11 protein-coding genes are annotated in these 14722 nt (G+C 56.9%); 3 read left to right on the forward strand and 8 right to left on the reverse strand.

Annotated features, from left to right (window positions below):
- Positions 1 to 107 precede the first annotated feature (107 nt).
- The 3 genes from IPM31_08225 (at position 108) to IPM31_08235 (ending at position 3998) form a co-directional block, all read left to right on the forward strand.
- On the forward strand, positions 108 to 2177 hold the full coding sequence (locus tag IPM31_08225; GenBank protein MBK9006969.1) for an AMP-binding protein: 2070 nt from the start codon (positions 108 to 110) through the stop codon (positions 2175 to 2177).
- 96 nt (positions 2178 to 2273) lie between these two features.
- Positions 2274 to 3344, forward strand: a complete 1071-nt coding sequence (locus tag IPM31_08230) for a 3-isopropylmalate dehydrogenase (protein ID MBK9006970.1) — start codon at positions 2274 to 2276, stop codon at positions 3342 to 3344.
- Between the two features lie 114 nt (positions 3345 to 3458).
- Positions 3459 to 3998 carry a hemerythrin domain-containing protein gene (locus IPM31_08235; GenBank protein MBK9006971.1) on the forward strand — a complete coding sequence of 180 codons (540 nt, stop codon included), beginning with the start codon at positions 3459 to 3461 and terminating at the stop codon, positions 3996 to 3998.
- A 16-nt stretch (positions 3999 to 4014) separates the two neighbouring features.
- Here the strand turns inward: IPM31_08235 and IPM31_08240 are convergent, their stop codons facing one another.
- From IPM31_08240 to IPM31_08275, 8 genes are all read right to left on the reverse strand, one after another.
- Positions 4015 to 5088, reverse strand: coding sequence for a tellurite resistance/C4-dicarboxylate transporter family protein (locus tag IPM31_08240; GenBank protein ID MBK9006972.1), 1074 nt, complete (start codon positions 5086 to 5088; stop codon positions 4015 to 4017).
- A 174-nt stretch (positions 5089 to 5262) separates the two neighbouring features.
- The gene (locus tag IPM31_08245; GenBank protein MBK9006973.1) at positions 5263 to 5877 is read right to left on the reverse strand and encodes a TraR/DksA C4-type zinc finger protein; all 615 of its coding nucleotides are present in this window, start codon (positions 5875 to 5877) and stop codon (positions 5263 to 5265) included.
- A gap of 210 nt (positions 5878 to 6087) precedes the next feature.
- On the reverse strand, positions 6088 to 6762 hold the full coding sequence (gene narI / locus IPM31_08250) for a respiratory nitrate reductase subunit gamma (protein ID MBK9006974.1): 675 nt from the start codon (positions 6760 to 6762) through the stop codon (positions 6088 to 6090).
- Positions 6763 to 6779: 17 nt separating this feature from the next.
- Positions 6780 to 7388, reverse strand: a complete 609-nt coding sequence (gene narJ / locus IPM31_08255; GenBank protein MBK9006975.1) for a nitrate reductase molybdenum cofactor assembly chaperone — start codon at positions 7386 to 7388, stop codon at positions 6780 to 6782.
- A 143-nt stretch (positions 7389 to 7531) separates the two neighbouring features.
- The gene (gene narH / locus IPM31_08260) at positions 7532 to 9046 is read right to left on the reverse strand and encodes a nitrate reductase subunit beta (protein ID MBK9006976.1); all 1515 of its coding nucleotides are present in this window, start codon (positions 9044 to 9046) and stop codon (positions 7532 to 7534) included.
- Between the two features lie 75 nt (positions 9047 to 9121).
- On the reverse strand, positions 9122 to 12781 hold the full coding sequence (locus tag IPM31_08265) for a nitrate reductase subunit alpha (GenBank protein ID MBK9006977.1): 3660 nt from the start codon (positions 12779 to 12781) through the stop codon (positions 9122 to 9124).
- 145 nt (positions 12782 to 12926) lie between these two features.
- Entirely contained in the window at positions 12927 to 13778 is an 852-nt protein-coding gene (locus IPM31_08270; protein MBK9006978.1) for a c-type cytochrome, read from the reverse strand.
- Positions 13775 to 14167 (reverse strand): response regulator transcription factor, encoded by a 393-nt coding sequence (locus IPM31_08275; GenBank protein MBK9006979.1) that lies wholly within the window; start codon positions 14165 to 14167, stop codon positions 13775 to 13777. The genes IPM31_08270 and IPM31_08275 overlap by 4 nt, the downstream gene beginning before the upstream one ends.
- Positions 14168 to 14722 lie beyond the last annotated feature (555 nt).

Raw genomic sequence — 14722 nt, forward strand, 5'->3', positions numbered from 1 at the left:
CACGCGCGGTGGTCTAAAAGAAGGCATCTCGTTGAGCGAGCTTTAAACCTTCGTGATCTTTGTGCCCTTCGTGGCTAATTCTTTTTTGAGAATCAGGAAATAAACTTATGACATACGAAACATTTCACGACACAACCATCGGCGAATTGCTCAGCGTGCAGGCGGCGCGATTCCCCAACCAGACTTTCCTTCGCCTCGGCGAGGAACGCTGGTCTTACGCGGAGACGGAACTGCAAGCCGCCTCGCTCGCGGCGGGACTGCGCGGGCTGGGTCTGCAACCCGGCGACCGCCTCGCTGTGATCCTGCCCAACACGCCTGAGTACGTCGTCACGGTCTTTGCCGCCGCCAAAGCGGGACTCGTCCTTGTGCCGATCAACGTCCGCCGCGACAAGGCGGATGCGCTGGCGCGATTCGCAAAGACGAAGCCGCGCGCGCTGGTCGCGTTTTCAGAGGCGAAACAGTTCGACGGCGTGGACCATCTCGAAATCGCGCTGGAGATGCGGGGTCAAATCCCAGAGTTGGAGTTTATCGTCTCCGTCTCCAGTTCCAAATCAAATAAAAAGAAGGATGTTATCGCGTGGGAGAGTTTGCTCAAAGACACGGCGGCGCTCCCGCCTGCCTCCGCCAAACCGCGCGACGCGGCGGCGATCATCCACTCGCTGGGAAGCACGGGCGAGCCGCGCGGCGCGACGTTGACGCACGGCGGCATGGTCCGCAACGCGGCAGAGATGGCAGAGCGGATGAATTGCTCGGCTCAGGATGTGTTCCTCGGCGCGGTTCCGCTCTCGAACACGTTCGGCTTCACGGCGGTCATGCTTGCCTGCGCGGTGGCGGGAGCGCAGTTGGTCTGCCTGCCGCATTATCGTCCGAGTGAGGCGCTGAGGCTGGTGAAGGAAACGGGAGTGACGATTCTTTCGGGCGTGCCGACGATGTTCGCGCTGGAATTGAATCACAAAGACTTCGACCCTTCAGCCTGCGCCACGCTTCGCGCGGGAATTATGGCTGGCGCGCCCTGCCCGCCCGAACTCGTCCGCCGCGCGCGCGAAGAGATGGGATTCAAATTGCTCATCGGCTACGGGTTGACCGAAGCCTCGCCCGCCATCACCATGACCCAACTCGACGACGGTCCCATCACCGCGACGGAAACGGTCGGCGTTGCGATGGACGGCGTGGAAATTAAAGTGATCGGCGCAAACGGCGAGACTCTCGCAAACGGCGAAGAGGGCGAGTTGTGCGCGCGCGGCTATAACGTGATGACAGGCTATTGGGGCGACGCGACAGCCACCGCGCAAGTGTTGGATGCGGACGGCTGGCTTCACACGGGCGACCTCGCCGTGATGGACGCGGACGGGCCCGTGAAGATCGTCGGGCGCAAGGACGAAGTGATCATGCGCGGCGGGTTCAAAATTTACCCAGGCGCGGTTGAAATGGTTTTGCGTTCCTGCCCAGGCGTGAAGGATGCGGCGGTGGTCGGCGCGCCCGATCTCATCTATGGCGAGTTGACGTGCGCCTGCATTGTGCTTCAAGACGACGCGAAACTTTCGGCGCGAAATGTGTTGGAATTCGCCGAGTCGCGTTTGCCCGATTACGCCCGCCCCGACCGCATTCTCTTCTTCGAGACGCTCCCGCGCATGACCGACGGCGCGGCGCAAAAAGAATACCTGCGCGAGCGCGTGCGCATTCACGGTCACAGTTGGAAGTTCGGCAAGAACGTGGATACCGACGCGATCATCCCCGCCCGTCACTGCAACACCGCCGACCCGCGCGAGCTCGCCCTGCATTGCATGGAAGACGCCGACGCGGACTTCGTCAAAAAGATGAAGCGCGGAGATGTGATCGTGGCGGATTCAAACTTCGGCTGTGGTTCGTCGCGCGAGGTGGCTCCGCTCACCATCAAAGCCGCGGGCGTTTCGGCGGTCATCGCCAAGTCGTTTGCGCGCATCTTCTTCCGCAACGCCATCAACATCGGTCTGCCCATTCTCGAATGTCCGCAGGCGGTGGATGGGATCAAAGAGGGCGATGAGATCGAGGTCGAGCCTGCCGCGGGCGTCATCCGCAACCTGACGACGGGCAAACAATATCAAGCCGCGCCCTTCCCCGAATTCCTGCGCCGCATCATTGACGTGGGCGGTCTGCTCGCCTATGCGGAGGAGCGGCTGGCGGAGAGATCTCTTTAAACACAAAGGACACGAAGTACACGAAGGTTAAAGGCATTTCCTTTGTGCCCCTTTGTGACCTTCGTGGTGAATTGCTTTTTATCGTGGAGAGGATCAGTGAAAACATACAACATCGGCATCATCGCGGGAGACGGGATCGGTCCCGAGGTCACGAACGAAGCGTTGAAGGTTTTGCGAGCCGTCGCTGAGGGCTTCGAGTGCAACCTCGTCGAGTATCCTTATTCGGGCGCGCATTATCTCAAGACCAAAGAACTCGTGCCAGAGAAAGTGATCGAAGAATGGAAAACGCTGGACGCGGTCTTTCTCGGCGCGATCGGTCACCCCGCAGTGGAAGTGGGGCTGGTCGAGCGCTCGGTCATCCTCGGTCTGCGCTTCGGTCTGGACCTGTACATTAATCTCCGCCCGATCAAACTCTACGCTGAAAATTTGTGCCCGCTCAAAGGCAAGACCCCCGCAGACATTGACTTCGCCGTGGTGCGCGAAAACACCGAAGGCGAATACACCCAGATCGGCGGCATCCTCAAAAAAGGCTCGCCCGATGAAGTCGCCACATCCACCAGCCTGTATACGCGGGTCGGGATCGAACGCGCCGTGCGCTATGCGTTTGAACTCGCGCGCGCGCGCGCTTCCAGCAACAAGAAGCCTGGTCATCTCACGCTCGTGGACAAAGCCAACGCCATCCGCCCGCAGGAGATTTGGACGCGCGTCTTCGCCGAAGTGGGGAAGGACTATCCCGACATCCAACAGGATCACGCCTATGTGGACGCCTTCGCGATGCTGATGATCCAAAAGCCCGAATATTACGACACCCTCGTGACCACCAACCTCTACGGCGACATCCTCACCGACCTCGGTTCGATGCTTCAAGGCGGAATCGGAATCGCCGCCTCCGCCAATTTGCACCCAGGCAAGACATCCATGTTCGAGCCGATTCACGGCTCCGCGCCCGATATTGCGGGGAAGGGCATCGCTTGTCCGCTGGCGGCGATCATGGCGGCGGGCATGATGCTCGATTACCTCGGCGAATCGGATTCTGCGGGTCGCATCGAATCCAGCGTGGAGCATTTGCTCGCCAGCGGGCAGATCCCCTCGCTCGACGCCTCCAGCGGACTGAGCACAAGCCAGATCGGCGATATGGTTGTGGGGCAGGTTCGGAAAGCACCGTAGAGTTTTTTGCCACAGAGCGCACAGAGACCACAGAGAAAATCTTTTTAAATCTCTGCGAACTCTGTGGTCTCTGTGGCTAATTCGTTTCACACCCTCAAAATATCAGGAGCCATCATGCAAACCACAGACATCCTCATGAGCGAACATCGCGTCATCGAAACAGTGTTGACCGCGCTCGAAGCCGCCGCCGACCATCTCTCTGCGGGAGATGATGTGCCGATGGAGTTCTTTATCAAAGCGGCTGATTTCCTCCGCAACTTCGCCGATGGGACGCATCACCAAAAAGAGGAAGGCATTCTCTTCGTCGCGCTCGCAGAACATGGATTCCCAAAAAACGAAGACCCCGTGTCCGTGTTTATGGATGAACACGAGCAGGGACGCCGATTCATACGAGGCATGGTCGAGTGCGCGGAGCGAATCAACGCGGGCGACGCGCGCGCCAAACCCCAGCTGGTTCAACACGCGCAGGATTATGCCGCCTTGTTGCGCGAGCATATCCAAAAAGAAGATAACGTCCTCTTCCCGATGGCAGACAACATTCTTGCGGACGAGGAATCGAAACTGCTCAAAGACTTCCACCGCGCCGACGACGAGCGCGGGACGGGCGAGAAGTATACGAGGGTGGCGGAGGAGTTGGCGGGTTGGGGAGCGTGATTGTTGAAATTCGACTTCAGGCTTGGGAGCGGGCAGAAGCGTTTATTTTTTGCGCCAGTTGAATCACAAGCCCGATGAATGTGGCAGTCCACGCGGCGATGGCGAAATACACGAAGTATTGCGGCACGGCGTAGAGAAAATCTAACCCCAGCGCCCTGGCGAGTTGAAATGTGCAGACGGTGTACATGCCGAGCGGGAAGACCAGTCCCCAATACGAAGGCTCGTACGCGATGGCGACGCGCTTGGTGCCATGCCGCCAGACGCTGAGAATCAAGAGAAGCGGAATCCACCAGGTGGCGGTCGCCCAGAAGAGAAGTGTGAGCCCTTTCAGGAAGGGCATGATGTCCTGAATCAATTTCCAGTGATTCGCCTCGAGGATGAGGACCGAGCCAGCCAGCGTGGTGATTGCCATCGCGCCCATATTGATCCAGTAAGGCGGCGCCAGTTCTTCCGGTCGTAATCGAAAGAACGTGAAGCGATAAAAAATCATCGAAATCACAAGGATGTAAAGCATAAAGCCAAGCAGGAACATGGTCAGCGTAAAGAAGAGGGTCGCCTCTGCCAGGGGTCCAAAATATTCGGTCAGGCTGGCACCCGTCACCGAGAGGGATTGGGTGGAAACGACGAGCAGCAGCCATCCGCCGCTCAAACCGTTTTCGAACGCGGGCTTTACCTCCCGCACGGTTACAGCGGCGATGAAGGTGTACATCAATACAAAGTAAAGCAACAGCCCAAGCCACCAGAGCAGGGCGGCGATGAAGGAGTTATCGCCGATGATGTGAAACTGCCTGCCAAGCACGCAGGTGCCAGCGACGATTGTGAAAAATCCATGCCCGCGTTCGTGACTGGTCAGGTCGGCGACAACGCCCGAAACATTGCGGATAAGACGCGCGATTGTCAGCGCCCAGAGGATGATATAAAAGACGATGTTGGCGCCGAACAGCGCCCATGCGATTGCTGGCATGCCTTCCAATTTCGCCGCAATGGAGACGATGCCCGTCGCCATGACGAGGGCAAAATAAGCGGGCGGGAGTCCGTCCGCGGCTGAGGTGAATATGCGCCAGAGGGATGGGTTGTTTTTTGGGGTCATGGGTTTCTCGTGAAGTCCGTTATTTTGTACCACAAGGTTCCCCCCTGACGATGTTATATTCATCACCACCCCAAAAGACATTCTTCCTTACAATCGCTCCTAATGAGGCGTCCTTCCATTTAATGGCTCACTGTCCCGAAGGTTCTCGTTTATCCAAACCTTCGAAACGGTGGTCTATCCCGCTTCGCGCGGCAGTTTGAAGGCTGTGTGACTTTCCACTTCCGCGTAGTATGCCTGTCCTGCGCAGGCGCGGCAGAGAATTTTCGATTCCCAGAGGACTTCGCGCTGGTTGAGGATCTCTTCGCCGCACGCATCGCAGTTGACGCGCGCGCCTGCCTGCCCGATCAAGGCGGGGATGTTAATGCGCATGGTCACCCATTTGAAGCCCAGCAGGTCTTCGTCGGGCATGGTCTGGTAGCTGAGCAGTTGCGCTTCCCAACGGTTTTTTGCTTCGGGGGCGTATTCTTTCGAAAGTTCGCGGATGTCGAGGCGCGGCGCAATGCGGACGGCGCGTTCGACGCGCGTATCCACAAAGACGGCGGCGGTCTTACCGAAGTCTTCCACGCGCAGGGTTCTTCTTCCAACGTAACAGCCTGTCGCGGCGGAGACTCCGTCTACGAAACAGCCGTCGGTTTCAACGAAAGCGAGGAGACGCTTGTCGGACTGGGGCAGGTCGAGGGTCAGGAGAGAGGCGGCAAACATCCCCACGCGCGCGCCCAACACCTGTCGAGGACAGAGGCGGCGGTGACGAGTCGCAGAGTCGCGCAGAATTTCGTCGAGGGGTTTCATGTATCCAGTATAGCAAATCTGAGCCGAATCAGTAGGTCACGAAAACATGTTCTTGACGCAGTAGTACTGCGTCAAGTCAGGCGACACGATTTGCCAGGCACATCGAACTGTCGCCTGAACTTTCGTGAAGCGCTGAGAATGACAAATGAACCTTTGCGGTTCCCGTTTGTCATTTGCGCGGCGGCAAAAACCGAATCAAGGCGATCTTCATCAATTCATGCGCGAGCGATTCCAGATCACCACTTGATGTTCGCGCCACAAATACGAGAGCGGGTAGGCGAGCAGGTGCACGAGGCGCGTGAAGGGCAACAACAATATGACAACAAACCCTCCAACGAAATGGAACTTAACCCAGAACGGCAGAGCGGCAACAGAGGCGATGTTCGGCTGAAATTTGGCGAGCGAGATCAGCCACGGCACGGCAGTATGCAAATACCAGTCCGAGCCCCAGCGATAATAATATGCCACCCAAAAACCAAGCCCAACTTGAAGCAACAGGACGACCAGCAATACCCAGTCCAACTCGGAGGTGACCGAGTTCGCGCGGGCGTTTGCGATGCGGCGATATATTAAAATTGCCAATCCCACTGTCGCCATCAACGCGAGCGAAAGTCCGATCACTTCCAATACGTATAGGCGCGTCTGGTTCGCGGTGAACAAGCCCCACAGACTGGGGAACAACAACGCGGTGATATGCCCCAGCAAAATGATGATGATGCCGTAATGCCACGGCACCGACCCGAAAAATAAGACGCGGTTCTCCAAAAATTGCGACGACTGGCTCGAATAGGAATATGGGTCGAACCAGAAGCGATAGATGGATACCACGATCGCAATAGCGACAGCAACATACGGGAAACCAATGAATAAGGCGTTGTCGAACATATGAAGCTCCTTCTTTGTCAGACCTTGGAGGTCTCCAGCACATTGAGAACCTGGAATTGATTCCTCAGGACGAAACGCAGCGCTTCCAACACCACTTGGAACTGGTTCCGCTTTTCGGGCTTTGCCTCCGCCGACGGCGACTCGTCCTCGTCGAAGCCCTCCGATTTGGCGCGACCCGTCATCCTGTCTAACACCGGAAGCAACGCGTCGCGGGCGATCTCCTCCGCCTGCGTGTTGTCTTTCGTCATGGCAAGGAAGTGCAGGATCACGGCAAGATGATCGGGCAATTCAGTCTCCGAGAAGGTAAAGCCGGCCGCGTTGTAGCGTTGTTTGAGTTCCACCAAAAACGCGCTGCGTTTATACGTCTCGCCGAAGAGGTGATAACCCACATAAGGATGACACGCCGCGTCGAGATCGAACGTGCCGGTATACACTTCCTCGAGTCGGCCGGGCGGCAGGGATTTGGCATACTCGTGAAAGTCGTTCAACAAGGCGGCGGCTTCGGGGTTTTCATCCGCGAGCAAGCCCTGCGCTGTGAGCGCGGCTTGCAACGTGCCGCCTGCGGGGTATTCCAACATGCGCGCAAAGCATTGATATAACTGACGCATTTCCAATTCGGTGTACATTAGTGAGTCTCCACGAAATTCTTTTTAAACACGAAGGTCACAAAGGGACACGAAGGAAATTCTTTAAAACCTTTGTGTACTTCGTGTCACTTCGACAGGCTCAGTGCAAGCCTTTGTGTTTTGTTTAATGGTTTTGCGTTTCATTAGAATTTCCTCTTGGCGATCTTGTTGCGGATGCCGAAGCCCGCTTCCTGCTTGCGGGTGAGCGGTTTCTCCCACGCCTCCACCGCAGATTCGCGCCCCAGCGGCGGGACAACGAAACGCTCCTCGTAGGTCGGCAGGGAGGTCAGGCGGAAGATGGCTTCCACTTCTTCGGCGTTCGTCTTTCCTGAGGCAAGCGCGGCATCCACTTCGGCTTGCTGGTAGTCTTTTACTTTTTGCGCGCGCTTGAAGATGCGCACGGCGATCAACTTGCGATAGACCTCTTCCACCACTTGGACGTTGCCCGCCGAGAACATGCTCGCCATATATTTGATCGGCATGCGAGCCTTCTCGAGCGAACTGAGCATGGCGGGGAAGTTTTCCTTGTCCAAGCCTTCCACATCGTAGTTGCCGTCTTTCGTTTTCGCCAGCACGGGCAGCATCGGCGGGACATAGAACAACATGGGCAATGTGCGGAAGTCGGGGTGAAGCGGAAGCGCGATCTGCCACTTCTTCACGAACTTATACACGGGCGAATTCTGCGCGGCGGCGATCATCGCGTCGGAGATCTTGTTCTTCTGCGCGGCGGCGATGACTTCGGGGTCGAACGGGTCCATGATCATGGCTCGCTGGGCGGCGACCAGGTCCGTGTCCGCGACAGAAGCGCCTTTCTCGATCTGGTCCGCGTCGTAAAGCAGAACTCCCAAATAGCGGATGCGTCCCACACAGGAGTGGAAGCAGGCGGGGGGTTGTCCCGATTCGAGGCGCGGGTAGCACAAGATACACTTTTCCGATTTGCCCGAAGACCAGTTGAAATAGGTCTTCTTATACGGGCATCCTGAAATGCACATGCGCCAGGCGCGGCACTTCTCTTGCGAGAGTAGCACGATGCCGTCTTCGCCGCGTTTGTAGATGGCGCCTGCGGGGCACGCCGCCACACAACCGGGGTTGAGACAGTGATTGCAGATGCGCGGCAGGTAAAAGAAGACGACGCGTTCAACCTCGTTGAGTTGCTCGCGCTCGTCTTCGGTCAGTTCGTCGAGATTGACGTCGTTGCGGGCATAGAGGGGCGAGCCGCCAAGGTCGTCGTCCCAGTTGGGTCCCGCTTCGATGCTTTCCATCGGTTTGCCTGTGATCATCGAAACGGCGCGGGCGGTGGGTTGGTCGTCGCCTTCGGGCGCGTTGAAAAGATTCTCGTAGTCGTACGTCCACGGCTCGTAGTAGTCGTCGATCGTGGGCAGATAGGGATTGTGAAAAATGTTCGTCAACCCGCCGCGGCGGCTGTGCAATTTCAATTCGATCCTCCCATTCTTCTTTTCCCAGCCGCCTTTGTATTTTTCCTGATCTTCCCACAACGTCGGATAGCCCGTGCCGGGCTTGGTCTCGACGTTATTCCACCACATGTACTCGGTGCCTTTGCGATCGGTCCAGATGTTTTTACACGCCACACTACACGTGTGACAGCCGATGCATTTATCGAGGTGGAAGACCATTGAAACGTGCGCGCGTATGTCCATGTGTTTGCTCCTTTGAGTAGTACCGCAAGGTTCGCCTTGCGTATTTCGCAAAGTGAACTTTGCGGTACTGTTTCCTTACCACTCCAACTTTTCCATCTTCCGCACCACGCAATACGTATCACGCGTGAACACGCCGATGGGTCCCCAGTAGTTGAACGAGTATGTGAACTGGGCGTAGCCGCCAGCCAACTGTACCGGGTTGATGCGGGTGCGCGTCAGGCTGTTGTGACCGCCCGCGCGTTTTCCGTTGCGAATCTGCGACTTGGGGATGAAGACCGTCCGCTCGACCGCGTGATAGTACAGGCATGTTCCAGGTTGGACTCGCGCGCTAACTGCGGCGCGAGTCACGACGACACCGTTGTCGTTGTGGACTTCGACCCAATCATTATCCACAATCCCCACGCTCTCGGCTTCCTTGTCGTTGATCCACACGGGATCCATGCCGCGCGAGAGAGTCAACATGCGATGGTTGTCCTTGTACGTGGAGTGGATGTTCCACTTGCCGTGCGGCGTGATGTAGTTGAGGATCAGGCTCTTGTCGTCCACGGGGCTTTTCACGATGTCGCCGATCTTCTTCCAGTCGCCGGGCTTTGCCACGAGTTTCGGTTTGAAGGTCGGCAGGTTTTCGCCGAAGTCCATGTAATACGGGTGGTCGATGTAAAAGTGCTGGCGTCCCGTCAACGTTCGCCAGGGGACGCGCCGCTCGATGCTCATGCACCACGCCGAATACGCGCGTCCATCGTTGACGATGCCGCTCCAGCACGGGCTGATGAGCGTGCGTCTCACTTGCCGCGTCAGGTCGAAGAACGTCATGCGGACGCCGCGCACATCCTCAGCCAAATCTGCCAGCGGCAATCCAACGCGCTCCTCCTCGTGTTTGAATGCCTGATAGGCGACTTCGCCGTTCGTTTCGGGCGCGAGATACAACAGGACATTCGCCGCGTCGAGCGCGTCTTCCACCGACGGATATCTGTTCCCGCCCCATTCCACGCAGCGCATGTGACGCGGGTCGGGCGAGCCGCCGACGGGATTCTTCATCAATTCATCGTAGAACTCCGCGATGGGGATTTGCACACCGTTGCCGCTGATGCCATCCCTGCGGAGGTTTGGTCCGAGCGAGATGAATTTGTTGTACAGATTGGCGTAATCGCGCTCGACCACATGGAAGTGCGGCATGGTCTTGCCGGGGACGGGGTCGCATTCGCCCGCGCGCCAATCTTTCACGTCGGGCTGCGAGAGTTCATCGGGCGTATCGTGTTTGAGCGGCGTCATCACCAGGTCTTTGACGGGCTCGGGGAAAACGTCCGCCGAAAGTTCGCTGATCTTCTTTGCGAAGGCTTTGAAGATCTCCCAATCGGTCTTCGATTCCCACACGGGCGGAACAGCCTGTCCCAACGGATGAACGAAGGAATGCAAGTCGGTGGAGTTGAGATCGTTCTTTTCGTACCAGAACGCGGCGGGCAGGACGATATCCGAATACAGCGCGGAGGAGTCCATACGGAAGTTGAGGTCCACGATCAAATCCATTTTGCCGCGCGGCGCGGGCTCGGTGAATTTCACGGTCTTCACCTTATCCTTCGCGTGTTCCTCCGCAATGATGTTATCGTGCGTGCCGAGGTAGTGGCGCAGGAAGAACTCGTGTCCCTTCGCGCTGGATTGAATGGCGTTGCCGCGCCAGATGATCCACACACGGGGCCAATTCTCCTTTGCGTCGGGATCGTCCACGGCGAGTTCGAGTTTGCCGTCGCTGATTTGCTTCGCCGCCCATTTGGAAACCTCATCCGCAGATTTCGCGCCTGCGGCTTCGGCTCTCTTCATCACATCGAAGTTATTCTCTTTGAACTGGGGGAAGTACGGCATCCAGCCCATGCGCACCGCCATCGCTTCCAGGTCCATCGCGTGACCCTTCGCCCATTTCGTTTCAGGCGGGACGTGGGCGTACTCGGTGAAGTCGCCTTCGTAACGCCACTGGTCGCTGTTGACGTAATGCCAGGTGGGCGATTGCTGTTGACGCGGCGGCTTCTGCCAGTCGAGCGCGAACGCGAGACTCGTCCACGGCGCGACCAGCGTCAGTTTTTCCTGTCCCACGTAATGGTTCATCCCGCCGCCGTTGACTCCGCAACAACCGCACAGGATCAGCGCGTAGATCGGCGCGCGATAGACAAGATTGTTGTTGTACCAGTGATTGATACTCGCGCCGACGATGATCATGGATTTGCCGTTCGTCGCTTCGGCGTTGTTGGCAAACTCGCGCGCGAGGCGGATGATCGTGTCGCGCCCGATGTTCGTATACGCTTCCTGCCAGGCGGGCGTGTACGCGCCGATCTCATCGTAACTCGTCGGGTACTCGCCGGGCAGTCCGCGCCCCACGCCAAATTGAGAGATGACCAGATCGAACACGGTCGTGACCAATGTCTTCCCATCGCTGGTCTCGATGTATTTGGCGGGCACGCCGCGTAACGCGGTCTTCTGTTCCGCGAATTCATAGAACTGGACATTTACGGTTTCATCCTGCGAGCCCAAAAACGAAAGCGTCGGCTCGATGGGCGCGTCATCCAGTCCGTCTTCCATCTTGATATTCCACTTGCCCTTTTCCTTGCTCCAGCGGTCGCCCACCGCGCCCTTGGGCATGCGCGGCGCGTTCGCCTTCGCATCGTGCACAAGGAACTTCCATTCGCCGTTCTCAACGTCCTTGTATCGCTTCACCGTATTCGCACGGATGTAACGTCCCGCCTTGTAACTGTCGCCGTCTTTTTCCAACTCGATCAGGAACGGCATGTCCGTATTCTCTTTGAGATAGTTGACGAAATACGGGACTTGCTTATCCACATAGAATTCTTTCAAGATGACGTGATTGACCGCCATCCAGATCGCCGTATCGTTCCCCGCCTTGACCGGGATCCACCAATCGGAATATTTCGCCACCTGAGAAAAGTCCGGCGCAATGACGACGAACTTCGCGCCTTCGTGTCGCGCCTCCGAGATGAAATGCACATCGGGCGTGCGCGTCATATTCAAGTTCGATCCCATCGAGACGATGTATTTGCTGTTGTACCAGTCCGCCGATTCGCACACATCGGTCTGGTCGCCCCATATCTCAGGGAAGGCGTTCGGCAGGTCGGCGTACCAATCGTAGAAACTCATGTTCACGCCGCCGAACAGTTGCAAGAAGCGCGAACCTCCGCCGTATGAAAGATACGACATCGCGGGGATGGGCGAGAAGCCAAAGACGCGGTCGGGACCGTATTTCTTCGCGGTGTATAAATTTGCCGCGGCGACGATCTCCAGCACTTCATCCCAATTCGTGCGGCGGAATCCGCCTTTGCCGCGCGCCTTTTGGATACGCTTGCGCTTCTCGTCATCTTCCATGATGGACTTCCACGCTTCGACCGGGCTTTTTCCGCTCGCGCGCGCCTCGCGCCAAAAATCCAGCAACACGCCGCGCGCGTACGGATACTTAACGCGGATCGGGCTGTACACATACCACGACGCGGAGATCCCGCGCTGACAGCCGCGCGGCTCGTAGGGCGGCAATCCATCCTGTAACAGCGGGTAATCCACCTGCTGCATCTCCCACGTGATGATGCCGTCTTTCACATAGACCTGCCACGAACATCCGCCCGTGCAGTTCACCCCGTGCGTACTGCGGACGATGTTATCGTGCTGCCAGCGGTTGCGATAGAACTCCTCCCACTGGCGGGCTTGCGGGTTGACCAAATCTTGAATCCAACTCATGGCGTATGCCTCCGTTAATCCGTACCGCAAAGTTCACTGTGCGCTCGATATGGCAAGATAAACCTTGCTATTAAAAAAGTTCACTGTGCGCCGCAATTGGCAAGATGAATCTTGCCGTACGGCAAAGTTCACTCTGCCGTTTTCACTACTTTCTCGCCTTCATCGCCAACGTTCGTTCGATCATCGGCTTGCGCACGCCTCTCAGGCGTTTACCCCAATAGAAATTCGCCAGCGCTATCAACAACGCCGCGCCCGCAATGGCAAGCAGGGCGATCTGCAACAACGCGCTTGGCTCCCGTTGTGTGACCGTTGCCTTGCTCAGGAACGCGTACAAGTCTGCTTGCTCTTGCGGCGTCAGTGGCGTGTTCGCCCAGATCGAGCCCATCGTTTGCGTGGATGGCGCGCCCATGAAAGATGCAAACGCCGCATCCGATTGGACGAAACCGCTGGTCGTCAGATCGGGACCGAGGTTTCCACCGCCGAGGGAACCGATCCCTGCCACACTGTGGCACGACATACACTGCGGTCCGCCGTTCTCGAAGCGTTTATCGCCGACAAAATAAGCCTTGCCGCTCGTCGCATCGCCTGCGGGGAGTCCGGTTGCGCCTCCGCCCGCTGTCGCGCCGCTTCCCAAATAGACAAGAAGCGCATCCACCTCTTCGGAGGTCAGCGCCAAATTCGGCATCGGAATATTGTTATATTTCGCCAGCAGTTCTGTGGCAATCGGGTCGCCTGAAGCCAACACTTGATCGGGCGTGAGAATCCATTGAGCCAGCCAGGCTCGGTCGCGGCGATCGGCGACACCGGCAAGGTCGGGACCCACCAAGTCACCGCTTCCGATCGTGTGACACGCCGCGCACTTCGTCTTGAAGAGCGTTTCTCCGTCCGGTGTTTGGGCGGAGGGTTGCGCGAAAGCGACCGTGGCAGTGACAAGCACAAATATCGTTGTCGTCAATAGCGCAAACAAAAAAGATTTTGGGATGGATGACTTGATCATTCCGATTCACTCCTCTCGTCTGATAACTTGCCCGCCTCAACCGCGACAGGCAATTTGCGAATGATTTCCAATAGATCGGCGCCGCGGGCAGGCAGGGTGTGAGCCGAATACACGCGCACAACGTTCTCGGTTAGTCCGGCGCGGACGATGGGAAGTTTAGGGTAAGATGCCATGATGACCGAGGTCAGCCTTGCGCCGGCTTCGCTGTGCGAATCTTCATCTACGATCAGGATCATGCCCGGGCTTGCTTCGGCTATCTTCGCGCAGACATCCTCCCCCAAGCCGCATGGTCCGATCAACTCCACATCTTCAGCGGCGCGTAACATGCCTTCCATGCCTGCGCCAAAAATATGTTGCGAACACACCAGCAATACACGATGTTTTTTCATGCGCGATCTCAAATGAATGGAATCAACCGTAAGCGAATGCGGTGTTATCCGTTCCTGTCACGCATTGCGAACCATCCTCCACGCAACACAGATCAACCCGCGAAGAAAGAAATCACTTTCAGAATACAGAAAAAGGCAACGTAATCGAATACCTCTTCCCCTCGCATTAAGAACGAGAAAAGAGTGATTATGCAAAAAAATCTTGTTGAAAGGGGAACTAGTTCTTGAATGAAACGGCGAATAACGCGGGTTGATCGTAAAACGCATCAACCGTTCGCCGCGCTGGATGGCTCGACCGTTATGAACGGGAAAGCCCAACAACCTTAGCAATTCACACGGATTGTTTGATTACCTTACACAATGCTTTTGGGACGCAGACAAACGCTGATTTTCGCTGATTCAAAAATAATAATCTGCGTTTTCAGCGTGAATCAGCGTCCCGATTTTGAAAGTGTAAGGTAATCAGACGGATTGTTTAAAACATTCGTGAACATCCGTGTAAATTCGTGGCAAAGAATCTTTCTGCGAGTCGCAATCCCGTCAGAAACAATAGAG

Origin of the sequence: Candidatus Defluviilinea gracilis, assembly GCA_016716235.1 — a bacterium.
Classification (GTDB): Bacteria; Chloroflexota; Anaerolineae; order Anaerolineales; family Villigracilaceae; genus Defluviilinea; species Defluviilinea gracilis.

Coding starts and splice junctions, on each gene's coding strand:
- IPM31_08245 (MBK9006973.1), bottom strand. CDS start 5,877: ATGAAACCCCTCGACGAAATTCTGCGCGACTCTGCGACTCGTCACCGC.
- IPM31_08240 (MBK9006972.1), bottom strand. CDS start 5,088: ATGACCCCAAAAAACAACCCATCCCTCTGGCGCATATTCACCTCAGCC.
- IPM31_08275 (MBK9006979.1), bottom strand. CDS start 14,167: ATGAAAAAACATCGTGTATTGCTGGTGTGTTCGCAACATATTTTTGGC.
- narJ (MBK9006975.1), bottom strand. CDS start 7,388: ATGTACACCGAATTGGAAATGCGTCAGTTATATCAATGCTTTGCGCGC.
- IPM31_08270 (MBK9006978.1), bottom strand. CDS start 13,778: ATGATCAAGTCATCCATCCCAAAATCTTTTTTGTTTGCGCTATTGACG.
- IPM31_08225 (MBK9006969.1), top strand. CDS start 108: ATGACATACGAAACATTTCACGACACAACCATCGGCGAATTGCTCAGC.
- IPM31_08235 (MBK9006971.1), top strand. CDS start 3,459: ATGCAAACCACAGACATCCTCATGAGCGAACATCGCGTCATCGAAACA.
- IPM31_08265 (MBK9006977.1), bottom strand. CDS start 12,781: ATGAGTTGGATTCAAGATTTGGTCAACCCGCAAGCCCGCCAGTGGGAG.
- narI (MBK9006974.1), bottom strand. CDS start 6,762: ATGTTCGACAACGCCTTATTCATTGGTTTCCCGTATGTTGCTGTCGCT.
- narH (MBK9006976.1), bottom strand. CDS start 9,046: ATGGACATACGCGCGCACGTTTCAATGGTCTTCCACCTCGATAAATGC.